The organism is Ferrovum sp., assembly GCF_027317285.1.
Taxonomy (GTDB): domain Bacteria; phylum Pseudomonadota; class Gammaproteobacteria; order Burkholderiales; family Ferrovaceae; genus Ferrovum.
This window is the reverse complement of sequence record NZ_DAHVHV010000031.1, coordinates 364-24931: the sequence shown is the minus strand read 5'-3', so window position 1 is coordinate 24931 and position 24568 is coordinate 364. Positions and strand designations below refer to the sequence as shown.

27 protein-coding genes are annotated in these 24568 nt (G+C 60.6%); 15 read left to right on the top strand and 12 right to left on the bottom strand.

Annotation, left to right across the window (positions count from 1 at the left end; translation table 11 throughout):
* The 3 genes from M6F29_RS07845 to M6F29_RS07835 form a co-directional block, all read right to left on the bottom strand.
* Nucleotides 1-484, bottom strand: a 484-nt coding sequence (locus M6F29_RS07845; protein ID WP_298158433.1) for a heavy metal-binding domain-containing protein, incomplete at its 3' end; no start/stop codon positions are given.
* Nucleotides 481-1731, bottom strand: a complete 1251-nt coding sequence (locus tag M6F29_RS07840) for a TolC family protein (protein ID WP_298158431.1) — start codon at nt 1729-1731, stop codon at nt 481-483. The genes M6F29_RS07840 and M6F29_RS07845, both read right to left, overlap by 4 nt.
* Nucleotides 1732-1809: 78 nt before the next feature.
* Nucleotides 1810-2214: a hypothetical protein gene (locus M6F29_RS07835; RefSeq protein WP_298158429.1), complete on the bottom strand. Its 405-nt coding sequence runs from the start codon at nt 2212-2214 to the stop codon at nt 1810-1812.
* 133 nt (nt 2215-2347) lie between these two features.
* Here M6F29_RS07835 and M6F29_RS07830 point away from each other — a divergent pair, with 133 nt between their 5' ends.
* The 4 genes from M6F29_RS07830 (at nt 2348) to M6F29_RS07815 (ending at nt 6172) form a co-directional block, all read left to right on the top strand.
* Nucleotides 2348-3154 carry a hypothetical protein gene (locus M6F29_RS07830; RefSeq protein ID WP_297454206.1) on the top strand — a complete coding sequence of 269 codons (807 nt, stop codon included), beginning with the start codon at nt 2348-2350 and terminating at the stop codon, nt 3152-3154.
* A complete protein-coding gene (locus M6F29_RS07825; RefSeq protein ID WP_297497615.1) occupies nt 3141-3491 on the top strand; it encodes a hypothetical protein in 351 nt (116 codons plus the stop codon). The genes M6F29_RS07830 and M6F29_RS07825 overlap by 14 nt, the downstream gene beginning before the upstream one ends.
* Nucleotides 3492-3497: 6 nt before the next feature.
* Nucleotides 3498-4073 (top strand): hypothetical protein, encoded by a 576-nt coding sequence (locus M6F29_RS07820; RefSeq protein ID WP_298158426.1) that lies wholly within the window; start codon nt 3498-3500, stop codon nt 4071-4073.
* A 197-nt stretch (nt 4074-4270) separates the two neighbouring features.
* Complete coding sequence (locus tag M6F29_RS07815) at nt 4271-6172, top strand: SurA N-terminal domain-containing protein (protein ID WP_298158424.1); 1902 nt, start codon at nt 4271-4273, stop codon at nt 6170-6172.
* 38 nt (nt 6173-6210) lie between these two features.
* Here the strand turns inward: M6F29_RS07815 and M6F29_RS07810 are convergent, their stop codons facing one another.
* Nucleotides 6211-6996, bottom strand: coding sequence for an enoyl-ACP reductase FabI (locus M6F29_RS07810; protein WP_298158422.1), 786 nt, complete (start codon nt 6994-6996; stop codon nt 6211-6213).
* 137 nt (nt 6997-7133) lie between these two features.
* On the opposite strand from M6F29_RS07810, the gene M6F29_RS07805 reads away from it, so the two are divergent.
* The 4 genes from M6F29_RS07805 to M6F29_RS07790 are packed head-to-tail and all read left to right on the top strand — an operon-like array spanning nt 7134 to nt 12571.
* Nucleotides 7134-8903, top strand: a complete 1770-nt coding sequence (locus M6F29_RS07805; protein WP_297486245.1) for an ABC transporter substrate-binding protein — start codon at nt 7134-7136, stop codon at nt 8901-8903.
* A gap of 12 nt (nt 8904-8915) precedes the next feature.
* Nucleotides 8916-9860 carry an ABC transporter permease gene (locus tag M6F29_RS07800; protein ID WP_297498894.1) on the top strand — a complete coding sequence of 315 codons (945 nt, stop codon included), beginning with the start codon at nt 8916-8918 and terminating at the stop codon, nt 9858-9860.
* A 30-nt stretch (nt 9861-9890) separates the two neighbouring features.
* The gene (locus M6F29_RS07795) at nt 9891-10907 is read left to right on the top strand and encodes an ABC transporter permease (RefSeq protein WP_297480088.1); all 1017 of its coding nucleotides are present in this window, start codon (nt 9891-9893) and stop codon (nt 10905-10907) included.
* The gene (locus M6F29_RS07790; RefSeq protein WP_298158419.1) at nt 10904-12571 is read left to right on the top strand and encodes an ABC transporter ATP-binding protein; all 1668 of its coding nucleotides are present in this window, start codon (nt 10904-10906) and stop codon (nt 12569-12571) included. Before M6F29_RS07795 ends, M6F29_RS07790 begins: the two co-directional genes overlap by 4 nt.
* Before the next feature lie 156 nt (nt 12572-12727).
* On the opposite strand, the gene M6F29_RS07785 is transcribed toward M6F29_RS07790, so the two are convergent.
* Nucleotides 12728-14026, bottom strand: coding sequence for a transglycosylase SLT domain-containing protein (locus M6F29_RS07785; RefSeq protein WP_298158417.1), 1299 nt, complete (start codon nt 14024-14026; stop codon nt 12728-12730).
* The gene (gene gloB / locus M6F29_RS07780; protein WP_298158415.1) at nt 14020-14799 is read right to left on the bottom strand and encodes a hydroxyacylglutathione hydrolase; all 780 of its coding nucleotides are present in this window, start codon (nt 14797-14799) and stop codon (nt 14020-14022) included. Before gloB ends, M6F29_RS07785 begins: the two co-directional genes overlap by 7 nt.
* A gap of 37 nt (nt 14800-14836) precedes the next feature.
* Here gloB and M6F29_RS07775 point away from each other — a divergent pair, with 37 nt between their 5' ends.
* From M6F29_RS07775 to dnaQ, 3 genes are read left to right on the top strand one after another with little or no spacing between them, the layout of a single operon-like run.
* Nucleotides 14837-15640, top strand: coding sequence for a class I SAM-dependent methyltransferase (locus tag M6F29_RS07775; protein ID WP_298158413.1), 804 nt, complete (start codon nt 14837-14839; stop codon nt 15638-15640).
* Nucleotides 15637-16086 carry a ribonuclease HI gene (gene rnhA, locus M6F29_RS07770; RefSeq protein WP_298158411.1) on the top strand — a complete coding sequence of 150 codons (450 nt, stop codon included), beginning with the start codon at nt 15637-15639 and terminating at the stop codon, nt 16084-16086. The genes M6F29_RS07775 and rnhA overlap by 4 nt, the downstream gene beginning before the upstream one ends.
* On the top strand, nt 16074-16829 hold the full coding sequence (dnaQ, locus tag M6F29_RS07765) for a DNA polymerase III subunit epsilon (protein WP_298158409.1): 756 nt from the start codon (nt 16074-16076) through the stop codon (nt 16827-16829). The genes rnhA and dnaQ overlap by 13 nt, the downstream gene beginning before the upstream one ends.
* Here the strand turns inward: dnaQ and M6F29_RS07760 are convergent.
* From M6F29_RS07760 to M6F29_RS07740, 5 genes are read right to left on the bottom strand one after another with little or no spacing between them, the layout of a single operon-like run.
* Nucleotides 16800-17237 (bottom strand): DUF1841 family protein, encoded by a 438-nt coding sequence (locus tag M6F29_RS07760; RefSeq protein WP_298158407.1) that lies wholly within the window; start codon nt 17235-17237, stop codon nt 16800-16802. The genes dnaQ and M6F29_RS07760 overlap by 30 nt on opposite strands.
* The gene (gene nth, locus M6F29_RS07755; RefSeq protein ID WP_298158405.1) at nt 17230-17862 is read right to left on the bottom strand and encodes an endonuclease III; all 633 of its coding nucleotides are present in this window, start codon (nt 17860-17862) and stop codon (nt 17230-17232) included. Before nth ends, M6F29_RS07760 begins: the two co-directional genes overlap by 8 nt.
* Nucleotides 17831-18079 (bottom strand): RnfABCDGE type electron transport complex subunit B, encoded by a 249-nt coding sequence (locus M6F29_RS07750; RefSeq protein ID WP_298158403.1) that lies wholly within the window; start codon nt 18077-18079, stop codon nt 17831-17833. The genes nth and M6F29_RS07750 overlap by 32 nt, the downstream gene beginning before the upstream one ends.
* Nucleotides 18076-19092, bottom strand: a complete 1017-nt coding sequence (locus tag M6F29_RS07745) for a quinone-dependent dihydroorotate dehydrogenase (protein WP_298158400.1) — start codon at nt 19090-19092, stop codon at nt 18076-18078. The genes M6F29_RS07750 and M6F29_RS07745 overlap by 4 nt, the downstream gene beginning before the upstream one ends.
* A 9-nt stretch (nt 19093-19101) precedes the next feature.
* Entirely contained in the window at nt 19102-19857 is a 756-nt protein-coding gene (locus M6F29_RS07740) for an arginyltransferase (protein WP_298158398.1), read from the bottom strand.
* A gap of 167 nt (nt 19858-20024) precedes the next feature.
* On the opposite strand from M6F29_RS07740, the gene M6F29_RS07735 reads away from it, so the two are divergent.
* Nucleotides 20025-21623 (top strand): long-chain fatty acid--CoA ligase, encoded by a 1599-nt coding sequence (locus M6F29_RS07735; RefSeq protein ID WP_298158396.1) that lies wholly within the window; start codon nt 20025-20027, stop codon nt 21621-21623.
* 98 nt (nt 21624-21721) lie between these two features.
* On the opposite strand, the gene M6F29_RS07730 is transcribed toward M6F29_RS07735, so the two are convergent.
* The gene (locus tag M6F29_RS07730) at nt 21722-21925 is read right to left on the bottom strand and encodes a cold-shock protein (RefSeq protein ID WP_031595167.1); all 204 of its coding nucleotides are present in this window, start codon (nt 21923-21925) and stop codon (nt 21722-21724) included.
* Here M6F29_RS07730 and M6F29_RS07725 point away from each other — a divergent pair.
* The 3 genes from M6F29_RS07725 to clpA all read left to right on the top strand — a co-directional run.
* On the top strand, nt 21836-22120 hold the full coding sequence (locus M6F29_RS07725) for a hypothetical protein (protein ID WP_298158435.1): 285 nt from the start codon (nt 21836-21838) through the stop codon (nt 22118-22120). The genes M6F29_RS07730 and M6F29_RS07725 overlap by 90 nt on opposite strands.
* A 139-nt stretch (nt 22121-22259) precedes the next feature.
* Nucleotides 22260-22568 carry an ATP-dependent Clp protease adapter ClpS gene (gene clpS, locus M6F29_RS07720; protein ID WP_297480047.1) on the top strand — a complete coding sequence of 103 codons (309 nt, stop codon included), beginning with the start codon at nt 22260-22262 and terminating at the stop codon, nt 22566-22568.
* On the top strand, nt 22565-24568 hold a 2004-nt coding region (gene clpA, locus M6F29_RS07715), incomplete at its 3' end, for an ATP-dependent Clp protease ATP-binding subunit ClpA (protein WP_298158394.1). The genes clpS and clpA, both read left to right, overlap by 4 nt.

The window sequence follows — 24568 nt, the reverse complement described above, 5'->3', positions numbered from 1 at the left end:
CACGCAGATCGGCGAGGGGCGCACCGGCCGGGATCACGTCGTTGGGGGCGCGGGCATATACCCGCTCCACCAATCCGCCCGTGCGTGCCTGTATCACCGTCACCAGACGGTCATTGAAGGCGAGGATCCCGACGACTTCCAGTCCGCGCCCCAGTTGACCCTTCTCCACAGTGGCCAGCCTCACCCCCGTGTTCTGCGTCAGCCGGGAGTCGATGGATACGCCGCTGTCCACCGGGTTACCACCGCCATACATGGGGACCAGTTCCATATCCATGAAGGGGGATTTGCCGGGTTTGTCGAAATGTTGGTCCGGCTTCATGGGGTCGTACCAATACAGGACAGACTGTCCGGGAGCCTCCGCAACAGGCGTTTTTTTGTCCATGGCCACAGGTCGGGTCATGGCAAACCGGTAGCCCGCACCAACGCCCACGGCGACCAGAGCCACAACGGCAGCGCCCATCAGGACCATCTGTTTTGGATTCATGGTTTGATTTCCTCGGACAGGTAACTCAATTCGGTTTCTATGGCAGCGCGCCGTGCCGCCAAATCGATGCGTTTCATGCGGGTGTCGATGAGGAACTTGCGCGCATCGAGGACCGAGGTCAGTGGTTCCTGCCCTGCACGGTACCCTGCCAGAGTCAGATCGACCTTCTGTTGTCCCAGCGGCAACCAGTCCTGGTCGATGCGATCGATCTGACGCACCACTGCGGTCTGCTCTGCCAACAGGGCTTCCAGAGCGGCAATATGATCACGCACCATGCTTTCGCGTTCGGCACTGACGCGCTCGAGTTCCTGCTCGCGGGCGGCGATCTGGGGATTCTGGCGGGTCTTGGCAAAGATGGGCAGGTCAAAGGTGAATTGAACCGAAATCATGTCGCCAAAGAGAGGGGCACGATGTTCGTAATCCAGTTCCACCGCCCAGTCGGGTTTTTTGGCTGCTTCGGCCAGGTTCACCTCGGCCTTTCCCGAATCCTCCTGGATCCCGAAAATGGCGATATCGGGATGACGATTCAGGTTGTGCCGCAAATGTTCCGGATTGGGGGTATACGCAGGGGGAGGGCCGGTCAGGGGCTCGGTGGCGATCGCACCCACCCAGCGGGCCAACTCGGCCCGTGCCTTGGTCAAGTCCCGCTCCAGATCATCGCGTCGGTCCTCCAGCGCAATGAATTCCTGACGGGACTGCAGGCTATCGCCGCCTTTGCCCCGTCCCGAGGCCAATCGCGACGTAACGGCGGTGCTGAGCAGATGATTTTCTGCCTCGATCTGATCCAGCAGAGCGCGTTGCTGCTGTAAAAAATAGACCTTGAGCCAAGCCAGTCGGGTTTGCCGTTTGACAGACAGACGCTCGATCTCCAGTTCTGCGTCAGCCCGGGCGATCCTGGTATCCGCCAGGCGTTGTGCGGCCTCGCGCTTATCGCCATTGGTGACTTCCTGCATGACGCCAACGCGCTGCATGGTCATGAAATTACGGGTGGTGCTCCAGGCCTCGGAGCCTTGTACCGGCAAGTTATCCACGCCCATCACCAGTTTCGGGTCAGGCAATTCCCCTGCCGAGATGCGTGCCGCCTGGGCGGCAGAGACGGTATTTTGGCGGGCCTTCAGTTCCGAAGCGCGGGATTCCGCGATATCCAGGGCCTCCTGATAGGTCAGTGCCTGGCTGACCGGGGCCCAGGTCGCCAGCAGAATCGCCAGCACGAGTGGCCAGCGAGGGGTAATCCGTAGTGTTGACATGATGATCTTGCCTCCGACAAGCAACAGAAATCCGCGTCGCAAACCCAAAGCGACACGACCTGAACTTGCAGGGAAGATCTAGATCCGGAAAACCTGATATCGGATGCGGAGCGGCGGCGAGCCCTCCGTCAGGAAAAGGAAGGAGGGGCGAATGAGGGGGGAAGACCATGGGCCGCGTGGATCCATGGCGGGGACTGCAAAGAGCGCGACCAGACTCACCGAGGGAAGGTCGGGAACGGAGACTTGATGGGATTGCGCGGATTGTTCGCAATGGGCAAGGCAACACTGGGAAGGGGAGTCTTTCGTCCCGGATGGGCCGTCCATCCCGCTGCAGTTCGCCTGCATGGTCGCGGGCATCCTGACCAGATCGTTGGCGGCAGGAGACAGCCGGGAACAGGCGTGCGCTGCAACCACGAACTGACTCCAGGCCAGCAGCATGATGACAACCAGGGAAATTTTCAGGCGTATTTCTTTTCGGTGCATGATGGTCGTACTATAGCAGAAGTTCGGTCCGTGGTGAAGGATCCGGAAAGGTCCATCTGTAACCTTGTGTATCTGGTTTGTTGGCGTGCTTCGTGTGTACAATGGGCAAGCGCAAACTCCTGGGAGATCTGTGATGAACAAGAAAGTCATTGCCCTGTGCGTGCTCGGCGCCCTGGTTGCCCTGTCGGGTTGTTCGAGCAGCAATAGCATGAAGGAAACCGCGGCCGATGAGGCTGCTGCCGTGAAAATCCATACCCAGGCTGCCGCGGATCAGCGGGCGGCCGAACAGAAGCGTCTTGAAACGAATATTTCCAAGATCCCGGAGTGGGCGATACAGGCCCCGCCCCCGGATGATGACGGGGTATATGCCGTGGGGATCGGCGAGTCCGACACGATCCGCCTGGCAATCCGGAAGGCCATGCTGGATGGCGAATACGGATTGGCAAAAAACTACAATCAACTTCTCTCGGGCTCGGAGCAACAGTATTCACAGGACAAGAGTGGCAACTATAGCCAGTCGCAATACACGCAAATGATCGACAGTCTGGTCAGTCAGGTGCCTATCGTGGGCTTTGAGGTGATTCACCAGAACGTCCGTCCGGTGGATGGGTCGTATACGGCCTATGTTCTGCTGAAATTGCCCTACAATCAGGTGAATCGCGTCCTTCAGGAACGTGGCTCCAGCGCATCGAGCGAAGATATCAAGCATGCCTTCGACGAATTGTCCGGTCGGTTGGACAAATTGCAAAAACAGAATGCACAACGGGTCGCCCAACCCGCACAGACGCTTCCTCCGGGAACCCCCTTCACGACCACGACCGTGATTGAATCCACTGCCCCCCCTGCCGCCGGGTCTGCCCCGTCCAGCGTGAGCGAGGGACCCGGTCCGGGGGATGCGATGTCCCCACCCCCTCCCAATCCCGATCATGCGGGTAACTAATCTGCTGGTCGCGCTGCTCGGAGGATCTACCCTGAGCGCGCAAGCCGGATGGGAGTCGGCAACCAACGGGGTCATGTTCTCCGGGCGCATGGCTTTCCCGGGTTGCGCTTCGCTGCACTATCCGGACGCACGTACGCGTGCGATCATCGATGCACGGCGCAACATGGCCCGGGCGAAGAGCCTGTCGGTGGGGGGGCGTGAACAGGTCAACGGCGAGACCTACACCCGCATCGTCAACGAAGTCGCGGAAGGGGGCGTACCTCCCGTGGAAATACTGGAAGAAAAAACCATTACAGGGCAGGAAGGGAGCCTGTACTGCGTACTGCTGGGGAAATGAATTTTGATGATCCCTCTGAAATTCCGGACGACGGGTGCGGCAGTCACGCTCCTCCTGTGCGCGTTCTCTGCGGAAGCGGGAACCTGGACCCGCAGTTATACGGTGCAGTACAACCTGGGCGAGACGGACAGTCGCAGTACGGCCCGGAAAAATGCCATGGACGAGATTCGTGCTCGGGCGCTGCGGGAGGTGGGTGCGTACATTGAAACCCGGACGACCCTGAAGAACGACGATCTTCAGGAGGAAACCAAGGTCATTACGGCATCCATGGTCAAAATCGTCGAAACCGGCGAACACTTTTCGTTGCTGAAAGACGGGCATGAGCAATTGTCCGTGACTGCGCGGGTCACCGTGGACGAAAGTGAACTCAAGGCCCGCATTCTGGCTGCGCAGCATGATCGGGCCGAAAAGCAGGTGCTTCAGGACCAGCTCACCGCGCAGGAGCGCGAAAATGCCGTGCTGGAAGCGCAACTGGGGCGTTCGAAGGGATCCTCGATGAATATTCCGCCGCCGCCGCCGGGATGGTGGACCGGGGGGGGGCCTCAAAAATCGAATGGTCCACCCCCGCCGCCTTCCCCCTGAGGCCTGGCCAGGCCCGGTTGAGGGAGCAAGGCGAAGGTTTGTTGTCTTTGGGCGATGGAACGGCTATAATCGCCCGAATTCAATGAGTTTTGGTGTCGGCCTGTCACGTCGGGGATTGCGGGCTCCGTCTCACACGCTCCGCCAAAACAACAAAGGCCGTTGAGAAATCAACGGTTTTTTTGTTTCGAGAGGTTCTCATGCTGGATGGTTTTCGTTCGTTGTCTCAAACCTGGGTCGCCAAGGTGGTGCTTGCCCTGATCACCGTACCTTTTGCCTTGTTTGGTCTGGAATATTATCTGCGCCAGGGCGGGGAGGGGGGTACGGTGCTGAAAGTGGATGGCGTGGCCATTTCTCAGTCAGAGTTTCGTGACGCCCTGCGCAACCAGCAACAACAGATGCAGAACGCGGGCACAGCGGATTCTCCGGCCTTGCGTTATGAAGCCATGAACGCGCTGGTCAACCGCCAGTTATTGCTCGAATACGCCGCCGATCACCATCTGACCATCCCGGATCAGTTGTTGGTGGACGAAATTTCCCGGGTGGACGTGTTCCAGGAAAACGGCAAGTTTTCTCAATCCCGTTATGAGCAGGTACTCCGCGCTCAGGGAATGACCCCGGCCCAGTTCGAAAAGCGTTTGCGCGCTGACCTTAAACTGCAACTGGAACAGGAATCCCTGACGACCACGGCGTGGGTGCCCGAGCAGAGCCTCGATGCCTTTCTCAAACTGGATGGACAGATTCGCGCCGTGTCCACCGCAACCCTGAGTTCGAGCCAGTTTTTGGGCGAGGTCAAACTGGCCGACGATGCGGTCAGGAAATATTATCAGGCGCACCCGGACGAATTCCGCATTCCCGAACAGATTTCCATTCAATATGTGACCCTGGCGGCGGATCAACTGGCGGCGGGGGTGACGGTTCTGCCCGAGGAATTACGCAAGGCGTACGCGGATCCCGCCAACCAGAGTCGCTGGACCGGACAGGAAATGCGCCGGGCACGGCATATTCTGCTCACCGTTCCCAGTGGCGCCAGCCCGGCCCAGCGACAGTCGATCAAACAGCATGCCCAACAGTTGCTGACCCGTTTGCAGGCTCATCCCGAACAGTTTGCAGCGGTTGCCAAGGCGGAGTCCCAGGACCCGGGTTCGGCCAATCAGGGCGGGGATCTGGGATTCTTTGCCCGGGGAACCATGACCCCTCCCTTCGAAAAGGCTGTGTTCGCCCTGAAGAAAGGGGAATTCTCCGGTCCGATCGAAACGGACTTCGGGTACCACGTGATTCAGGTGACGGATATCCATGAGGCGAAGCATTTGAGTCTCGAGGAAGTTACGCCCCAACTGACTGCAGAGATTCGCCGTCAGAAGGCCAGCCAGAAATTTTCCGAGGAGGCGGATGCTTTTACCACGCTGGTTTATGAGCAATCCGGCAGTTTGCAGCCTGCCGCCGACAAATTTCATCTGACGGTGCAGACCGCCAGCGGGATCAGCAAAGACCAGAAAACGGGCATCTGGTCCAATCCGAAGTTGCAACAGGCATTATTTTCTACGGCGGTGATCAAGGATCATCGCAATACGCCCGCCATCGAGGTGGCCCCCGGTTTGCTGGTGGCTGCCCGGGTCACCATGGATCAAGCAGCGACTCTGAAACCGCTGGAACAGGCGACTCCTGCCATCGAGCAACGGCTCAAGGCGCAGCAGGCGGCGGTTCTGGCCCGTCGGGCAGGCGAAGAGAAACTCAGGGAATTACAGGCGGGCCAGGCAGACTCCAGCCTGACCTGGTCCGGGGAGCGGCTCCTGACCCGTCAGCAGGCCTATGGCGGTGGTCTGCCTCCGGCCGTGGTGACCCCTGCCTTTCGGGTGGGTGAACGACATCTGCCCGGTTATGCGGGGGCATCCACCCCGGACGGCGATTTTATCCTGGTGCGGGTCACTCAGATTCAGCCGGGACGTACCGATGAACCTGCCGCGCGGAAGGAAGCCGAAACGGGGTTGACGCGTGCCTACGGGGACGAAGCCATGGAAGAGTTCATGGCCGCCCTGCGTCAGAAGGCCAACATTCAGGTGGTGGACAAGAGCGTGCTGGGAGAGATTCCTCAGCACTGACTTTCGGGGGGGAGATCCCCCCGGTCTCCTCCCGTGAATCAGCCTCCCATGCCCGGGACGGTACTGGAAAAACCGCCGTCCACATGAACGATTTCTCCCGTTACGCCAGAAGCCAGGGAACTGCACAGGAAAGCGGCCACATTTCCCACTTCCTCGATGGTGATATTGCGGCGCAGGGGGGCGGTTTGCTCCACATAGCCCAGAATCTTGCCGAAATCACCGATGCCCGCGGCAGCCAGGGTTTTGATGGGCCCCGCAGAAATGCCGTTGACGCGAATGCCCCTGGGGCCCAGACTTTGTGCCAGATAACGGACATTGGCCTCGAGACTGGCCTTGGCCAGTCCCATGACGTTGTAGTTTTGTACGGAACGCTCGGCGCCCAGATAGGATAGGGTCAGCAGGGCGCCCTGACGACCGGCCATGAGGGGAGCGCCCGCCTTGGCCAGGGCTGCAAAACTGTAGGAACTGATGTCATGGGCGATCCGAAAGTTTTCCCGGGTCACGGAATCCAGAAAAGTGCCGCTGAGGGCCTCACGGGGAGCGAAGGCAATGGAATGAACGATGCCATCCAGTCCATCCCAGCGTTGTCCCAACGAATGGAAGAGTGCCTCGATCTGATCGTCCTGCGCCACATCACAAGGATAGAGTTCGCTGATCCCCAGTTCCGTGGCCAGCTTCTCCACCCGTCCGCGCACCGCGTCGCCCTGATAGGTGAGCGCCAACCGGGCCCCCTCCCTTTGCATGGCCTGGGCGATCCCCCAGGCGATGGAACGATTGCTCAGCAATCCGGTGATGAGTATGTTCTTGTTTGCCAAAAATCCCATGGGTTGGTCTCCTCTGTCAGGGCCTCATGATAAACCATTCCCTTCGGAAAGGCGCGGTCGGACGCGATAGAATGGGCGGATGGCAGGTAGGTTTTGCAGGGATGATCGGGAGGAGCGGGCATGAAAGAGGGGGGTGGATGAAGGGGAGAAGAGTTTGGGTGCTGTGGCTGGCCTTGCTGTGGATGTCCCCGCTGCAGGCCCAGGAAAAAGTTCTGCATGTGGCGTTCTCTGCTTCTGAAACGGGGTTTGATCCGGTACAGACTTCCGATCTCAACACGGCGGCTATCGAACAGCAACTGTTTGAATCGTTGCTGACTTACGATTACCTGGCACGACCCGCCAAACTGGTGCCGCGATTGGCAGCAACCATGCCCAGCGTGAGCGGGCAGGGGCGCGTCTGGACCTTTACCCTGAAAAAGGGCGTGTATTTTTCTCCTGACCCGGTTTTTCGGGGCAAGAAGCGGGAAGTGACCGCGACCGATGTGGTCTATACCCTGATGCGTTTCATGGATCCCAAAAACCGTTCCCCGTACAAGTTCCTGCTGGACGGAAAAATCGAGGGACTGGATGAGCGGGCAGCCCAGGCCCGGGCGACCGGGCATTTTGATTACGACACGCCCGTGGCGGGGCTGACGGTGCTCGATCCCTGGCATGTGCGCGTGCACCTGAAAACTACCGACTACAATTTCGGGCATGCCATGGCCCAGCCGGTCATGGGCATCGTGGCCCGGGAGGTGATCGAGGCGTATGCCGGGGATACGGCCTCTCATCCGGTGGGTACCGGACCCTATCGCCTGGGACAGTGGTTGCGCTCGGCGCGCATCGAATTGATCCGCAATCCCAACTACCGCCCCGAAGTCTGGCATTTTTCTCCCGGCAATGATCCGGAGAATCGGCGTCTGGTGGCGCAAATGGAAGGAAAAACGCTGCCCCGGATCGATCGGATCGATATTCAGATCATCGAGGAAGCCCAGTCGGCCTGGCTCAGTTTTGGCAAGGGGGAACTGGACATCCTGGGGATTCCTGCCCAGTTTTCTCCGCTGGCCCTGAGTGGGGATCGGTTGCGTCCGGAATGGGTCCGGCGCGGGGTTCATCTGGACCGGATCGTGGAACCGGCCATCGCCTACTACTTCATCAATCAGCAGGATCCTGTGCTGGGCGGCATGACCCCGGCCAAAATTGCCTTGCGGCGCGCCATCTTTCTGGCGATGAATGATGGCGAGATGATGCGGGTCATCGACAAGGGTCAGGCGATCCGAACGACCTACCCGATTCCGCCGGGCGTGGCGGGCGCCGATGCCCAGTACCAGAGTTTGTTGAATTATGACCCTGAGCTGGCCAATCAATTGCTCGATGCCTACGGATACCGGCGGGACAGAACCGGCTATCGGCTTCAGCCGGATGGAAAGCCACTGGAGGTTCAGTATACGACGGGACTTTCTTCGCAGGATCGCGAACTGGATGAGGTGATGAAAAAATCCCTGGACCGCATCGGCCTGCGGTTTTCCAGCAACAAACTCAAGTTTCCGGACATCATACGGGCAGAACGGCAATGCCAGGTCCAGTTTCGCCTGTCGGCCTGGATTGCCGATTACCCGGATGGAGACAATTTCATGCAACTCTGGTACGGACCGCATACCCACGAGAACAATGCCAGTTGCTATCAGGACCCGGAATGGGACCGACTCTACGAGCAAACCCTCACGCTGCCCGATTCCCCCCGGCGCGATGCCCTGTACCATCGGTTGGCGCGCCGCCTGGAACTGTATGGAGTGACCAAGGTCAGCACGTCGGCCCTGCGCAATGTCCTGTCTCAGCCCTGGGTACTGGGTTACCGGGCGCACCCGATCCTGCCTTCGGTGTGGAATTATCTGGATGTGGAGGAGCGGCATGACGCAACCCCCTGACGAGAAAAAAACATGAGCGGATTACTGTTTCTGGTCCGGCGCCTGGGACAGGCCCTGCTGACCCTGCTGGGGGTGATCCTGCTGGTCTTCATCCTGTTCAACTGGGTGGGGGGGGACCCTGCCACGATCCTGGCCGGCAAAATGGCCAGCGCGCAGGACTTGGCCAACGTACGCCACCAACTGGGCCTCGACCGCCCGCTCTGGCAGCAGTTTCTGGACTTTGTCGGGCAGGTTTTGCGCGGGGATTACGGGGAGAGCTGGTCCACCCATGAGCCCGTCTCCGCCATTTTCCGCTCCCGGCTGGGGCCCTCCCTGACGTTGCTGATCCCCATGCTGATCCTGGAGACCCTGGTGGCCGTGGCCGTGGCCCTGCTGGTGGCGGCGTTGCGGGGTTCCTGGCTGGATCAGGGGGTACGCATGGTGAGTACGGTGGCCATGTCGATCAGTCTTTTGGTCTACATCATCGTGGGGCAATACGTATTTGCCTACCTGTGGGGATGGTTTCCGGTCAAGGGGTGGAGCGATTCTGTCCTGACCAATTTGCGGGTCTATGCGCTTTTGCCCGTATTGCTGGGACTTCTCGTGAGTGTCGCGCCCTCGATCCGGCTCTATCGTTCCTTCATACTGGAAGAGATCGATCAGGATTTTGTGCGGACGGCGCGTGCCAAGGGATTGTCGGAGAGACGCATTCTGTTCGTGCACGTTCTGCGCAATGCGGCCATTCCGATTGTGACCAATGTTCTGATGGGATTGCCCGGATTGCTGACGGGCGCCTTTCTGCTGGAGCGGTTTTTTGCCATTCCCGGCATCGGCCGGGAAATCATTCTGGCCGTGGAGCGGAGTGATTTCCCCCTGATCAAGGCGATCACCGTGTATGTGGCCATGGCCACCCTGGCGGTCAATTTTCTGGGCGATCTGTGTTACCGGTGGCTGGACCCCCGGGTAGGTTTGGAGTAGGACGGAATGACGGTACAAATGGATTCATCGATGCGTTCTGAGAGTGCCTGGAGCCTCGCCCTGCGCCGCCTGTGGCGGGATCCGGTGGGGCGCATTTCTCTGGGGGTGGTGACATTTTATCTGGTACTGGTGGGGATGGTGCTGGCCGGTTGGCTGGGAACGCGCTGGAACGACCCGGTAGCCGTCAATTATGCGCCGCCGACCTGGTTCGTCTCTGCCGCGAATCGGGTGACCCTGCCGGCCGGAGAGGCCTGGGATCGCACCCTGGTCGTTCCCCTGTATGGTTGGACCGATCCGCTGGAGCCGCTCTGGAGTGAAGCACGGGCCGCTGCACAGCGGATCCAGCCCGAGCCTGTGTCGTATCGCCTGACCCTGCCTTTCGGTGCGGACAAATGGGGCAGGGACGTGGGGCAAAAGGTGCTCAAGGGGACCCAGACCTCGGTTTGGGTGGGGCTGGTGGCGGCTTTCGTGGCCACCCTGATCGGGACCGTCCTGGGCGCTCTGGCGGGTTATTACGGGCGGGTCGTTGATGACCTGTTGAATGGTTTTTATGGTGTATTGACCTCCATTCCCTACCTGTTGCTGGTTTTTGCGGTGGCTGCCGTACTTCAGCAGAAAGGGGTGGGCACCCTCATCCTGATTCTCGGTCTGACGGGATGGACCGGGGTTTTTCGCCTGGTCCGGGCCGAATACATGAAGCATCGCACCCGGGAATATGTGCTGGCTGCCGGCGCCCTGGGTGCTTCCCATGGGCGGCGTGTGTGGGTACATATCCTGCCCAATGTCGGTCACGTGGTCCTGGTCCAGTTTTCCCAGAATCTGGTGGGGTTCATCAAATCGGAGGTGATTCTCAGTTTTCTGGGGTTTGGCGTCCCGGTCAGTTCGGTATCCTGGGGCAGCATGTTGAACGAGGCGCAGAACGAACTGATCCTGGGTAAGTGGTGGCAACTGGTGGTCACCACGGTGGCCATGGCCGTTTTTGTCACCGCCTCGAGTTTGCTGACCGATGCCCTGCGGGATGCGCTCGATCCGAGGTTGAACTCGTGAAGCCCCTGCCTTTGCTGGAGGTGCGTGACCTCGAGGTGACCTTTCGCCGTGCCGGAGATCATCCCCTGGCAGCGGTGCGCGGCGTCGATTTTACCGTGCCACCCTGCGCCACCGTTGCTCTGGTGGGTGAGTCGGGCAGCGGGAAATCGGTGACCGCACTCTCCATTCTGCGCCTTCTCCCGCAATCCCATACCCATATCCACGAGCGCAGTCGCATTTTGTGGGAGGGGAACAATCTTCTGGAGTTCTCTCCTCAGGCCATGCGCGCTCTGCGTCGGCGTTCCCTGGGAATGATCTTTCAGGATCCCCAGGGTTCGCTCAATCCGGTATTTACCATCGGAATGCAACTGGGCGAATCGGTGCGCCGTGCAGAAGGGATCGAGTCCGCGCGGCAGGTACGCCAACGTTCCCTGGAACTCCTGTCGCAGGTGGGCATTGCCAATGCGGCGGCACGGCTGTCCGCTTATCCCCATCAACTGTCCGGGGGTCAACAGCAACGGGTCATGATCGCCATGGCGATCAGTACCCATCCCCAGCTGCTGATTGCCGACGAACCGACCACGGCCCTGGATGTCACCGTGCAGCGGCAGATCATGACCCTGTTACGGGAACTGCAGCGCGAACTGTCCATGGCGATTCTGTTCATTACCCATGACCTGGCGCTGGTGGGAGAAATTGCCGAGGAGGTGGTGGTGATGCGCCAGGGACGGGTGGTGGAGCAGGGGCGCTGCGCCGATGTCCTGGTGGCTCCCCGCCATGGCTATACCCGGGCATTGCTGACCTGCCGTCCCACGCTGGGCAATTTGCCTGCGCGTTTGCCCATGATCGACGATCAGGGGAATTTGATGCCTGCCCGGGGTTCTTCCGGTTCCCGTCCCTCGGGTTCGTTGCCGGTGGTCCTGGAAGTGACGGGGGTCAGCAAGTCCTTCGTGATTCAGGGTTCAGGCTGGCGACGTGCCCGTTTTCAGGCGCTGGAACCCATTGGGTTTACCTTGCAGGCCGGGCGTACCCTGGGGGTGGTGGGCGAATCCGGCTCCGGCAAATCCACCCTGGCCAGGATAGTGGCCGGTATCCTGACCCCCGACACGGGACAGATCCGCTTATGCAGGAACGGGCGGCCGGCCCAGGTACAGATGGTGTTTCAGAATCCCTTCGCCTCCCTCAACCCGCGTTTCACCGTTGCCCAGTTGCTGACCGAACCCCTCATGCTTCAGGGGCTGGGGAACGGTGCAGGCGAACGGCTGGAACTGGCGGTGCGCTGGTTGGAGCGCGTCGGGTTGGACCAACGGGCACTGAACCGCTACCCCCATGAATTCTCCGGTGGGCAACGCCAACGGATTGCCATTGCGCGTTGCCTGACGGTGAATCCGCGCGTGCTGATCTGCGACGAGTCCGTTTCCGCCCTGGATGTGTCGGTTCAGGCTCAGGTGTTGAATCTGTTACGGGATCTGCAGGACGAACTCGACCTCAGCCTGCTGTTCATTTCCCACGATCTCGCCGTGGTTCGGTTCATGGCCGATGAAATCCTGGTTCTATACGCCGGGCAGGTCGTGGAACGGGGAAGCGCGGAAGACCTCTATGCGCGTCCGCACCATCCCTATACCCAGCAGTTGCTCAAAGCCGTTCCTCAGGGCATTCCCCTCTCCGCTCAAGGAGAAGAATGAGGGGGGGAGGAAGTTGGGTGACGATCTCGTCCATGGGTTTTGTGAAGTGCAGGATGCGTTCGGGTGGTGGAAGTTTGCGTCGTGGTTTTGGCAGAGGAACCTCGGGCCGGTTTTGAATGGCCTTTGCCACGGAGAGCATGGGCCCGACTGGTTTTTTTATGGGCCTGTGGGTTGCGCGCAGGCGGATGCTTCGTGGGCGGCGTGGAGAGCTCGGCTTCCGGGGGGCTGGCGGGAAGATCGGGGGGAGGCGCAGGAAGGACCGGTTTCCGCCGTTTTTGAAAGGGGGACCAGAATGACGCCGCCGCTGGCAATTCTACGGTTGGGCGCAATGCCGTTGATGCGTTTCAGTTCCTCACTGCTCATTCCGTATTCATGGGCCACCCGATCGATGGGCTCACCCCGCTGCAACTGGCGGGTTTGCCAGGACACCAGGGTGAGGTCCGGGTCATCCAGATGTGCGATGAAGGAACTGGCGGCGGACACGGGAACCAGGATCGTCGTGGTCCGGTTGGCGCTGAGCTGGATCAGGGGCCGGTTGAAACCGGGATTCAACATCAGAAAATCGTCCACGCTCAAGCCCGCCAGTTGGGCAGCGACCTTGGTGTCGATTTTCTTGTGGGTGGTGATGGAAGAGAAGTAAGGTTCATCCGGAATGGGCGGAAGGATGAGGCCATAATGTTCCGGGGAGAGGACGATGGCCTTGGCGGCCAGAAGACGGGGGACATAATTGCGGGTTTCGTCGGACAGGTTGAGGTGACCAAAGTCAACAGGCAACTGGCGGGCACGGTTGTAGGCAATTTCGCGACGGATTTTTCCTTCTCCGCAGTTGTAGCCTGCCAGCGCCAGGTCCCAGGAGTGAAATTCGTCATACAGGCGCTGGAGATAGTCCAGGGCGCTGTAAGTGGTGGCGACCACATCCTTTTGTCCGTCGTACCACCAATCCTTGTGCAGGCCGAAGAGACGGGCCGTGGAGGGGATGAACTGCCAGATGCCCGAAGCCTGGCTGCGTGACAGGGCATGGGGGTTATAGGCGCTTTCCACCAGAGGCAGGAGCGCGATTTCGGTGGGCATGCCCCGGCGCTGGACTTCGCTGACAATGAAAAAGAGGTACATCCGGCTGCGGTTGAGGGTCCTTTCCACATAATCCGGGCGGGCGGCAAGCCAGGCAATCTGTTTGGCCACCAACCGGCTATCCTGCTCATCCGTCAGATCGGGCAGGGCGAATCCGCTGCGGATCCGGTCCCAGACCTCTCCCGGCGGCGCCTGGTCGCTGGCCTGGGGGGGTAATTCGGGATCGGGGGACGGATCGAGGTCGTCCAGGCCGGGATCCTGAGGTTCGTCTTCGCTCACGAGTGCCGGCGTGGGCGAGGAAAGGGAGGAAGGAGGCGGGTCCTGGGCCCAGCCGGGACCCATCCAGAATAACAGCGCCAGAAGGACCGGAATTCGGGTCAACACTGATTTTTCCAGGCGCGTAGAACCGTGAAACGAGTCAGTGGGTCGGTGCCCACGGGATGGCCCAGGTAATGATCCAGCGCCGGGGTCAGAGCGGCATCGGCACTGCGCAGGAAGGGATTGGCACGCCGTTCGCGACCGATCCGGCTGGGCAGGGTGGGTTCCCCGCGCGCCCGTTGAGCCCGAGCCTCCCTTGCCCAGTTCTGGAGTTCCGGATTGTGCGGGTCCACCCGCGCGGCAAAGGCCAGATTGGACACCGTGTACTCATGCGCACAATAGACGGCGGTTTCGTCAGGCAGGGCAGCCAGTTGCGCCAGGGAGTGAAACATCTGGGCGGGCGTTCCTTCAAAGATTCGACCGCAACCGGCCGCAAACAGGGTATCTCCGCAAAAGAGGCAATCCTGGCCCAGATAGGCCACATGTCCCAGGGTATGTCCGGGAACTTCCAGTACCGTTAGGGTCAAACCCAGGGAGGTCAGGGAGATCTCGTCTCCTGCGCGAAGGGGGTGGGTCGTGCCCGGGATGGCTTCTGCCGCAGGGCCGTAGACCGTCAGGCCGGGGAAGCGGGCGCACAGTTCCGCCACCCCGCCGCAATGATCCGCATGGTGATGGGTGAGAAGGATGCCCTCCAGTTCCAGATGACCCCGCTGAAGGGCGGTCAGGATGGGGGCGGCCTCTCCGGGGTCGACGATCCACGCCTTGCGGTCATTGTGGACCAACCACAGGTAATTGTCGGCGAAGGCGGGGATCGGAACGATAGAGAAAGAGTTAGGCATTTTCCACAAAGAACCGGATTTGGACTACAATTTTGTCATGGAACAGAAAAACCTGCACGCTTGGCTCGAGACTCCCCTGGGGCAGTATGTGCTCCAGATGGAGCAGGACATGCTCGATCAGGCGGTGGCGAACCTCTTCGGCTTCAATGCGCTGCAGATCGGTTGGTCGCATCTGGACGGGTTGCGCACCAACCGGATCCCGCATCATATGACGGTGAGCGCAAGTCCGGGAGGAACCCTCCAGGCCGAACCCTGTGCCCTGCCCCTGGCTACCCAGAGTCTGGATCTCGTGGTCATGCCCCATGCCCTGGAGTTTACGGAACATCCTCACGCCCTGTTGCGCGAGGTGGATCGGGTGATGCGCCCCGAGGGGCGATTGGTCATCGTGGGCTTCAATCCGCGCAGTTTGTGGGGCCTCCGTCAGTTGTTTACCCTGGACCGACGGGTGTCCCCGTGGTCGGGACACTTCATCAGTCTCCCCCGTCTCAAGGACTGGCTGGCCTTGCTGAGTTTCGAGGTGGATGGCGGGCGATTTGGCGCTTACGCGCCGCCCTTTACCAGCGCCCGCTGGTTGCACCGTTTCCGTTTCATGGAGCCAGCGGGCGATCGCTGGTGGGGGGTGGGCGGTGGCATTTATCTGCTGCAGGCGGTCAAGCGGGTGCATGCCATGCGCCTGATCACGCCGCGCTGGCAGCCCCAGAACGTGGTGGATCCTTCCCTGGCTGCCGCGGTACGCAGTGCGGGGGTCCGTCGGCAAGGAGCACAATCCTCCTCGGCGCAGGACAACGTGATCCCTCTCTTGCCTCGCCCCAAAGCGGTGCCGGTATCGCCCCAGTCATGAGTGTGGTTCGAATCTACACGGACGGGGCGTGCAGTGGCAACCCCGGACCGGGGGGCTGGGGCGTGTGGTTGCGCAGTGCGGGCGGGGAGCGCGAACTCTGGGGGGGGGAGGCGCAAACCACCAATAATCGCATGGAATTGCAGGCCGTCATCGAAGGATTGACTGCCCTGACCCGGCCTTGTGAAGTGGAACTGTATACCGACTCCCAATATGTCCAGAAGGGGATCCAGGAATGGATTCATGCCTGGCGTCGCAATGGTTGGCTCACTTCTGCCCGCAAGCCGGTGCGGAATGCCGATTTGTGGCAGATACTCTGGGAGGCAACCCAGCGTCACCGGATTTCCTGGTACTGGGTCAAGGGTCATGCAGGGGATCCGGGGAACGAACGGGCCGATGCGTTGGCGCGGCGCGGTCTGGAAGAAAGGGGGCGGGTATGCGCTGGGTGATGCTCGATACCGAAACCACCGGATTGGATCCGCGTCAGGGGCATCGGCTGGTGGAAATCGGCCTGGTGGAAATCGTTGCCCGGCGTCGTGCGCGTACCTGGCATCATTACGTTGATCCGGGGCGGGACAGTGATCCGGGCGCTTTGGAAAAACATGGTCTGACGACGGATTTTTTGAAGGACAAACCCCCCTTCGGCGCGGTGGCTGAAAGTCTCATCGAGTTCCTGTGTGATTCCTCCGGGGGAATGGCCCTGGACGGTCTGGTCATTCACAACGCTGCCTTCGATTTGGGTTTTCTCGATCACGAGTTGGGTCTGCTGGGAAAACCTGCCTTGCTGGCGCATCTGCCGGCGGGCGTGTTGGTGGATTCCCTCAAGGTGGCACGCGAACTGTTTCCGGGCAAACGCAACAGTCTGGATGCCCTGTGCGAACGGTACGACATCGATCATGCCCACCGCACCTTCCACGGGGCGCTGCTGGATGCCGAATTGCTGGGTGAGGTCTATCTGGCCATGACGCGCGGCCAGGAAAATCTGCTGATGCCCGAAGAAACCTCGCCGGGTTCGATGCAGATGCCCGGTTACGTCGCCTCGGCTTCGGCGCATCGGTTGCGCGTGGCGCGGGCGACCGAGATGGAAATGGAAGCCCACCGCACCCAACTGGAACGTATCGACCAGGCCAGTGGCGGGCGGGGACTGTGGCGGCCCGAAGGGTCAGGAGGAGGACAGGGTAGCCTGCAGTAACTGGCGATAACGTTCCTGGTCGGGCGGGGTTCCCTGGCGTTGGGCTTCCCACAGGATTTGTCCCAGGCACTCCAGCAGGCGGTGACGAGCCTCGTGTTCGTCGCGGGTGGTCTGGCACAGGCGCTGAAAAATGGCGCTGATGCCGGGGGGGTGGTCGATGCCCAGTTGTTCTTCAAGGGCAAGATGCAGGGACAGGTGCAAAAAGGGATTCATGCCGCCATCCTCCGGCCCCCAGGTGCGTGCCAGCGTCTCTTCGGAATCCGATTCGAGCAGTGGGTGAAATTCGGGGTGGTGTTGAATGACCTCCGCAGCCAGTGCTTCCAGGGGGCTCAGCAGGCGTCCGCTGCGGTGGCCCTGCCAGGCACCCATGAAAAATTTCCGGACTTCTTCGCGGCTGGGATCAAACATGGGTTTTCCCCGTGTCACAGAGATCCTGGATCGGGCAGGCGCCACAGCGCGGTGCCCGTGCCAGGCAGACGTGTCGCCCCAGCAGGATCAGCCAGTGGTGGGCATGCTGCAGAAAAGGCGCAGGCACCGCCCGTAACAGGGCCTGCTCCACGGCCAGGGGCGTGGTTCCGCGCGCCAGTCCGGTCCGGTTGGCTACCCGGAAGACGTGGGTATCCACGGCGATGGTGGGGTGGCCGTAGAGGGTATTGAGGACGACATTGGCGGTTTTTCGTCCCACGCCGGGCAAGGCTTCCAGTTCCTTCCGAGTCTCCGGTACCCGACCGCCATGTCGATCCACCAGAAGTTGTGCCATTTCAAGGGCATGGCGCGCCTTCGTGCGGTACAGTCCGAGGGAACGGATGGCGTGTTCAAAGGCCGTCGATCCCAGCGCCAGCAAGTCCTGCGGAGTCTGCAGGGTGGGAAACAGGGGCGCGGTGGCCCGGTTGACGCCCACATCGGTGGACTGGGCCGACAGGAGGACGGCCAGGAGCAACTGAAAAGGGGTGTGCCAGACCAGTTCGGTGGTGGGATGGGGATTGGCCTGCGCCAATCGTTCAAACAGTTGTTGGCATCGGGCAGGAGTCATCGAGGGGAGCGGCGGGTAAAAAGGTAATGCAGTTTTCCGGGCAGGGCGGAAGACAGTTTTCACAACCGGTACACAGTGCGCGCAGGACGGTATGCATCCAGCGTGCAGCGCCCACGATGGCCTGCTCGGGACAGGCGCGCAGACACTTGAAACAACCGATGCAGCGGGTTTCATCGATCAGCGCAATTTGCCGGCGGGTGGCCAGGGTGGGATTCATGTCGGACGGTCACTGTCCAGAATCTCGCGGATCAGGTCCGGACCCCGATAGATCAGGCCGGTATAGACCTGAATCAGTTGGGCCCCGGCGGCCAGCATGGCCTGGGCCCGCGCCGCGCTGGTGATGCCGCCGACGCCGATGATGGGCAGGGCCCCGTCCAGCGCTCGAGCCAGATGGGCCACCACGGCCAGGGATTTTTCATGGAGAGGCGCGCCGCTCAATCCCCCTGTTTCCTGTCCATGGGGCAAGTGCAGGACGGGATCCCGGGCAATCGTGGTATTGGTGGCGATCACCGCATCCATATGGGCTTCCACCAGAATCCGGGCAATCTCCGTCAGGGCGTCGGGCGTGAGGTCGGGCGCGATCTTGATGGCAATGGGCAGGGGACGTCCCAGCCGTTCCACCAACCGGAGTCGTTCTTCATGAAGGGCGTTCAGGAGCGGGGGCAGGGCCTCGCTTCCCTGCAGTTGGCGCAGGTTTTGAGTGTTGGGAGAGGAGATGTTGACCGTGACGTAATCGGCGTGGGGGGCCACCGCCACGAGTGCGGCGCGGTAATCCTCCACCGCGCGTTCCAGAGGCGTATCGAAGTTTTTGCCGATATTGATGCCGAGGAGGGCGGACGGACGTCGCTGGCGGACCTGTCCCACCAGTGCGGCCACGCCATGATTGTTGAACCCCAGGCGGTTGATCAATCCTTCCACCGCCGGGAGGCGGAAGACACGGGGACGGGGGTTCCCGTCCTGCGGACGGGGGGTGACCGTACCGACTTCGATGAACCCGACGCCGAGGGCGGCAAGGCCCTGAATGAAGGTTCCGTTCTTGTCCAGGCCGGCGGCAATTCCCAGCGGATTGGCAAAGGTCAGCCCCATGACGGTACGGGGGCGGGTGGCAACCAGATGTCCGGGTTTGACCAGACCGCATCGGGCCGCCTGGTCCAGGGCAGTCAGGGACAGGATATGGGCGGTTTCCGGATCGAGGCAAAACAGCAGGGAGCGCGCAATGGGATAAAGCATCGGGAGGGGTCAGCGTATCGGCGAGTCGGGGGATTCGAGCAGTTCAGGGAACGAAGTCCAGGCACCTGAAACCCAGGCTTCAAGGGGCTGGAAGCGGCTTTTGTAAGTCATTTTGGTGCAGGAACGAATCCAGTAACCCAGATAGAGCCAGGGAAGTCGCTGGCTTCGACATTCCTCGATCTGCCAGAGAATGTTATAGGTGCCGTAGGAAGTTCCGGGCATGTCCGGCTCATAGAAGGTGTAAACCGAAGAAAGTCCCTGGGCCAGTTCATCGATCAAACTGACCATGCGCAACTGTCCTGCTTCACGAAACTCCACCAGACGGGTAGGCAGGGAAGATTGTAGCAGGAATTGGCGGTACTGATCTTCCCCGGTGCGATCCTGGGTGATTTCCCGGTGACGTGCCTGCTGGTATCGGGTATAGAGCGAAAAATGCTCCGGTTCGAAACACAAGGGCAGCGAGCGTACCTCCAGGGCCCGGTGCCGTTTCCAGACCCGGCGCTGAATGCGCGACGGGACGAAATCCTGTACCCGGATTCGTACGGGAATGCAGGCGCGGCAGTGGTGACAGTGGGGGCGGTAGGTAAAAAGTCCGCTGCGCCGAAAGCCGTTTTCCACCAGAACACTGTACAACTCCTGGTCGATCAGAGGGCCAGGGGTCACGACCTGGGAGCGTGCGCTCTGTCCCTCCAGGTAACTGCAGGGATAACTGGCCGTGACGTAACACTGCAGGGTCTGGACCGGGAGGTCGTAAAGATGTGTCATGGGGACACTCCAGGCGCACCGTTCACGGGGTTTGGAGAGAAGTGCGCAGGAGAGGGATGGCGTTCATGTCCCCTAGTATAATACGAGGCGGCGGCTGTGCAAAATCATCGAGGATCAGACCATGCAGGAGAGAAGCGTATGAGGAGGGAGGAAAGGTGATCGGTTCCATGATGGGACGTCCGCTGCTGGTTTCCGCTCTGCTGGAGCACGCGGCGCGCTGGCACGGTAAAACTGCCGTGGTTTCCCAGCGCGCGCCTCAGGAAGGAGTCACCTTTGGTTGGGAAGAGATCGACCAGCGTGCCCGTCGCCTGGCCCAGGCGCTGATTCGTCTGGGGGTGCGTCCGGGGGATCGGGTGGGCACGCTGGGCTGGAATCATCACCGCCATCTCGAGGCGTATTATGCGATCCCGGGGATTGGGGCGATTTGCCATACTCTCAACCCACGCCTGTTTCCGGAGCAATTGGTCCAAATCCTGCAGGATGCACAGGACGTGGGACTGCTGGCCGATGCCCGGCATCTGCCGCTGTTGCAGACCCTGGAGAACCTGGGGGTACGTTTGCCCTGGGTCATCCTGATGGGTGAACCCGGAGAGGCCTGTGCGCCGGCCCTGGGGGCCTGGTTCGACTACGAAGCCCTGCTGGCCGAAGAAAACGGGCGTTTCGACTGGCCGGACTGGCCGGAGGAACAGGCCGCCGGTCTGTGTTTCACCTCTGGAACCACGGGGCGACCCAAGGGGGTCGTGTATTCCCACCGCTCCACCGTACTTCATGCCATGAGCGTGGCCTTGCCCGACAGCCTCGGATTTTCTGCCTGCGACTCGGTATTGCCGGTGGTTCCCCTGTTCCATGCCAATGCGTGGGGGTTTCCCCATGCGGCGGCTCTGGTGGGGGCGAAACTGGTCTTGCCCGGTCCCTGGCTGGAGGGCGCGACCCTGTATGCCCTGCTGGAACGCGAGGAGGTCACGATCAGTGCGGGCGTTCCCACGGTATGGCGCGGTTTGATGTCCTTTCTGCAGGCGCAGGCGCTGAAACTGAATCATCTGCGCCTGCTCGGCGTGGGGGGGGCGGCCTGTCCCCCGGCGCTGGTGCGGTATTTCGAACAGGAACAAAAGGTGCCGGTTCGGCCGGGATGGGGGATGACGGAAACCAGTCCGGTGGCGGCGCTCATGAGCCCCAAACGGGCCCAGATGGGGTTGTCCGGCGAGGCGCGCTGGCGCTGGCTGGAGAAATCGGGGCGTCCGCCCTTCGGCGTGGACATGCGCCTGAGGGACAGCGCGGGACGGGAAGTGGCCCGGGATGGAAAAACCCCCGGCCATCTGGAGGTGCGTGGTCCGTGGATTTGTGAACATTACTGGAAGGAGGCGCGAGGCGCGGGGCGGGCCTGGTTTCCGACCGGTGATGTGGCTACCCTGGACGAGGACGGATTCCTGCAGATCACGGACCGTGTCAAGGATCTGATCAAAAGCGGCGGGGAATGGATCAGTTCGGTTCAGGTGGAACAGGCGGCCTTGCTTCATCCTGCCGTGCGGGAAGCGGCAGTGATCGGCTTTCCTGACCCGCATTGGGGGGAACGCCCCCTTCTGATCATGGTGCTGGAAGCCGGAAGGGGGGTGACGGAAGAAGAATTACGACAACACCTGGCGCAGCATGTGGCGCGCTGGAGTCTCCCCGACCGATTCCTGGTGGTGGACAGCCTGCCCTATACCGCCACGGGCAAGGTGGACAAGGTGGCCTTGCGCCGGTGCCATGGAGAAGGATCGGGTTGATGGGAGGGGGGCGGACACAAAAAAGGCCAGATTCAACCGCCGAAGCGGAAGGAACCTGGCCTGAATGATGACGGGACGGTCAAGTCCCGTTCACGCAACTAAGCGTTTTGAATATTCGAGGCTTGTTTTCCTTTGGGGCCTTGGGTAACATCGAAGGAGACCTTCTGGCCTTCCTTCAGGGTCTTGAACCCGCCCATCTGGATGGCGGAGAAATGAGCGAAAAGATCTTCGCTTCCGTCATCGGGAGTGATGAAACCGTAACCTTTGGAATCGTTGAACCACTTGACTGTACCTGTTGCCATGTTTGCTTTCCTGTGATGATTTGGGCCTTAAAAACCCGGATAAGGTTTGAGTTTCAAGGCCAGCAAACGGCAAAACCGGTGATGCAGACAACTTGGAACCAAACTCCAGTTGCACTTTTACGCGAGTTTGGTGCTGATCGTCAAGGGGGGATCCGGGTTTTTTTTGGAAAAAGGGTGGTTTTGTGCAAAAAATGATCAGAAATGAACTTTTTGAGTGAGGGGGTTGCGAAAATTCTTGAAAAGTTTAGACTGAAACCATATCTCCAGAGGACGGGGGGAAAGGGAGCCGGGGGACAGTGAATTTCCTCACGGTGGATCCGGGTGAGGGGGGGGGATGAGTCGGGAACTGACAACGGTGCTGGAAAGGAAAGAGGTTCGGGTGAGTCCGCCGCCACTCTTTGATGTCCTGTTGCTGAATGACGACTACACCCCCATGGAATTTGTGGTGGATGTGCTCGGGCGGGTATTTGGTCTGGGGCAGGAGGCGGCAGTGCGAGTCATGTTGCAGGTTCACACGGAGGGTCGTGGACTCTGCGGCACTTATCCGCGGGATATTGCCGCAACGCGGGTGGCGCGTGTCGTCACGCTGGCACGGGCGGCGCAACACCCTTTGCAATGTATCATGGAGGAACGGGGATCATGATTGCCCAGGAACTGGAAGTCAGTCTGCACATGGCCTTTGTGGACGCGCGTCAGAAGCGCCACGAGTTTATTACCGTGGAGCATCTGTTGTTGTCCTTGACGGAAAATGCCGCCGCACTCGAGGTATTGCAGGCTTGTGGTGCCGATGTCGGGGGGCTGCGCGAAAAGTTGAGCACCTTCATTCAGGAAAACAATCCCCAGACGGAGGGAACCGGGACGGTGGACACCCAGCCCACGCTGGGTTTTCAGCGGGTCATCCAGCGCGCCATCCTGCATGTCCAGTCCTCGGGCAAGAAGGAAGTGACTGGCGCCAACGTGCTGGTGGCCATCTGTGGGGAAAAGGATTCCCATGCGGTGTTCTTCCTCAATCAGCAGGGTATCACCCGCCTGGATATGGTGAACTTCATGATCCACGGCGTGAGCAAGGTGAAAAATTCCGCATCCGCCCAGAAAGAGGAGGCAACCGCCGATGGAGAGAACGACACGGGCGCCGGGCGGGAATTGCAGAGTTTTACGGTGGATCTCAATGCACAGGTGATCGCAGGAAAAATCGACCCCCTCATCGGACGGGATCGGGAAGTGGAACGGGTCGTCCAGATCCTGTGCCGCCGCCGCAAGAACAATCCCCTCCTGGTGGGAGAGGCGGGCGTGGGTAAGACGGCCATCGCCGAAGGACTGGCCTCGCGCATCGTGAACGGGGAAGTGCCGGAAATTCTCAGGTCCGCCACGGTTTACAGCCTCGACATGGGGGCTCTGCTGGCTGGAACCAAATACCGGGGGGATTTCGAACAACGCCTCAAGGCGGTGCTCAGACGGTTGCAGGAAGATCCCTACAGCATCCTGTTCGTCGACGAGATTCATACGTTGATCGGCGCGGGCGCCTCTTCAGGGGGGACCCTGGATGCTTCCAACCTGCTGAAGCCCGCGCTGTCGAAAGGCAGTTTGCGTTGCATCGGCGCGACGACCTATACGGAGTTTCGCGGGGTTTTCGAGAAGGACCATGCCCTGGCCCGACGGTTCCAGAAGGTGGAGGTGAACGAACCTTCCGTGGAGGAAACGGTGCAGATCCTGCGCGGGCTGAAGTCCCGCTTCGAGACGCATCACGGGGTGCGCTATACTGAAGCGGCCATTACCAGTGCGGCGGAACTGGCCGCCCGTTTCATCAATGATCGCCATTTGCCGGACAAGGCCATCGATGTGATCGACGAAGCCGGTGCCGCGCAACGCATCCTGCCCAAGTCCCGTCAACGCAAATGGATCGGCAAGGGGGAAATCGAGGAGATCGTCGCCAAGATCGCCCGCATTCCCGCGCACAACATTACCCGCTCCGACCGCGCCGCGCTCAGGACGCTGGATCGTGACCTGAAAGCGGTGGTTTTCGGCCAGGACCAGGCCATCGACGCCTTGAGTGCCGCCATCAAAATGGCGCGGAGCGGGTTGGGGAATCCCCAGAAGCCCGTGGGGTCCTTTCTGTTTTCCGGGCCGACGGGGGTGGGCAAGACGGAAGTGGCCCGCCAACTGGCCTACGTCCTGAAAGTGGAACTGATCCGTTTCGACATGTCCGAGTACATGGAGCCCCATGCCGTCTCCCGCCTCATTGGCGCGCCACCGGGCTATGTGGGGTTCGATCAGGGCGGATTGCTGACGGAAGCCATCACCAGGAACCCGTATTCGGTCCTGTTGCTGGACGAAATCGAAAAAGCGCATCCTTCCATCACCAATATACTGCTTCAGGTGATGGACCACGGGACCTTGACGGACAACAACGGGCGCAAGGCGGATTTCCGGAACACCATCCTGATCATGACCACCAATGCGGGGGCCGAGGCTTTGACCCATGCCAGCATCGGTTTCATGAGCGCGCAAACCCAGGGAGATGAGGAGAAGGAAATCAAGCGCCTGTTCTCTCCCGAGTTTCGCAATCGTCTGGATGCACGAATTTCCTTCGCTCCCCTGGACCGCGACATCATCCTGCGGGTGGTGGACAAGTTCCTCATGCAA

What these genes read in the sequence shown, in the direction of transcription:
- M6F29_RS07775 (WP_298158413.1), top strand. Translation starts at nt 14,837, where the DNA reads ATGGAACAGAAAAACCTGCACGCTTGGCTCGAGACTCCCCTGGGGCAG.
- M6F29_RS07820 (WP_298158426.1), top strand. Translation starts at nt 3,498, where the DNA reads ATGATCCCTCTGAAATTCCGGACGACGGGTGCGGCAGTCACGCTCCTC.
- M6F29_RS07745 (WP_298158400.1), bottom strand. Translation starts at nt 19,092, where the DNA reads ATGCTTTATCCCATTGCGCGCTCCCTGCTGTTTTGCCTCGATCCGGAA.
- M6F29_RS07730 (WP_031595167.1), bottom strand. Translation starts at nt 21,925, where the DNA reads ATGGCAACAGGTACAGTCAAGTGGTTCAACGATTCCAAAGGTTACGGT.
- M6F29_RS07835 (WP_298158429.1), bottom strand. Translation starts at nt 2,214, where the DNA reads ATGCACCGAAAAGAAATACGCCTGAAAATTTCCCTGGTTGTCATCATG.
- M6F29_RS07760 (WP_298158407.1), bottom strand. Translation starts at nt 17,237, where the DNA reads ATGTTTGATCCCAGCCGCGAAGAAGTCCGGAAATTTTTCATGGGTGCC.
- M6F29_RS07805 (WP_297486245.1), top strand. Translation starts at nt 7,134, where the DNA reads ATGAAGGGGAGAAGAGTTTGGGTGCTGTGGCTGGCCTTGCTGTGGATG.
- M6F29_RS07810 (WP_298158422.1), bottom strand. Translation starts at nt 6,996, where the DNA reads ATGGGATTTTTGGCAAACAAGAACATACTCATCACCGGATTGCTGAGC.
- M6F29_RS07800 (WP_297498894.1), top strand. Translation starts at nt 8,916, where the DNA reads ATGAGCGGATTACTGTTTCTGGTCCGGCGCCTGGGACAGGCCCTGCTG.
- dnaQ (WP_298158409.1), top strand. Translation starts at nt 16,074, where the DNA reads ATGCGCTGGGTGATGCTCGATACCGAAACCACCGGATTGGATCCGCGT.
- M6F29_RS07740 (WP_298158398.1), bottom strand. Translation starts at nt 19,857, where the DNA reads ATGACACATCTTTACGACCTCCCGGTCCAGACCCTGCAGTGTTACGTC.
- M6F29_RS07825 (WP_297497615.1), top strand. Translation starts at nt 3,141, where the DNA reads ATGCGGGTAACTAATCTGCTGGTCGCGCTGCTCGGAGGATCTACCCTG.
- rnhA (WP_298158411.1), top strand. Translation starts at nt 15,637, where the DNA reads ATGAGTGTGGTTCGAATCTACACGGACGGGGCGTGCAGTGGCAACCCC.
- M6F29_RS07815 (WP_298158424.1), top strand. Translation starts at nt 4,271, where the DNA reads ATGCTGGATGGTTTTCGTTCGTTGTCTCAAACCTGGGTCGCCAAGGTG.
- nth (WP_298158405.1), bottom strand. Translation starts at nt 17,862, where the DNA reads ATGACTCCTGCCCGATGCCAACAACTGTTTGAACGATTGGCGCAGGCC.
- M6F29_RS07795 (WP_297480088.1), top strand. Translation starts at nt 9,891, where the DNA reads ATGCGTTCTGAGAGTGCCTGGAGCCTCGCCCTGCGCCGCCTGTGGCGG.
- gloB (WP_298158415.1), bottom strand. Translation starts at nt 14,799, where the DNA reads ATGCCTAACTCTTTCTCTATCGTTCCGATCCCCGCCTTCGCCGACAAT.
- M6F29_RS07750 (WP_298158403.1), bottom strand. Translation starts at nt 18,079, where the DNA reads ATGAATCCCACCCTGGCCACCCGCCGGCAAATTGCGCTGATCGATGAA.
- M6F29_RS07840 (WP_298158431.1), bottom strand. Translation starts at nt 1,731, where the DNA reads ATGTCAACACTACGGATTACCCCTCGCTGGCCACTCGTGCTGGCGATT.
- M6F29_RS07830 (WP_297454206.1), top strand. Translation starts at nt 2,348, where the DNA reads ATGAACAAGAAAGTCATTGCCCTGTGCGTGCTCGGCGCCCTGGTTGCC.
- clpS (WP_297480047.1), top strand. Translation starts at nt 22,260, where the DNA reads ATGAGTCGGGAACTGACAACGGTGCTGGAAAGGAAAGAGGTTCGGGTG.
- M6F29_RS07735 (WP_298158396.1), top strand. Translation starts at nt 20,025, where the DNA reads ATGATGGGACGTCCGCTGCTGGTTTCCGCTCTGCTGGAGCACGCGGCG.
- M6F29_RS07725 (WP_298158435.1), top strand. Translation starts at nt 21,836, where the DNA reads ATGAGCGAAAAGATCTTCGCTTCCGTCATCGGGAGTGATGAAACCGTA.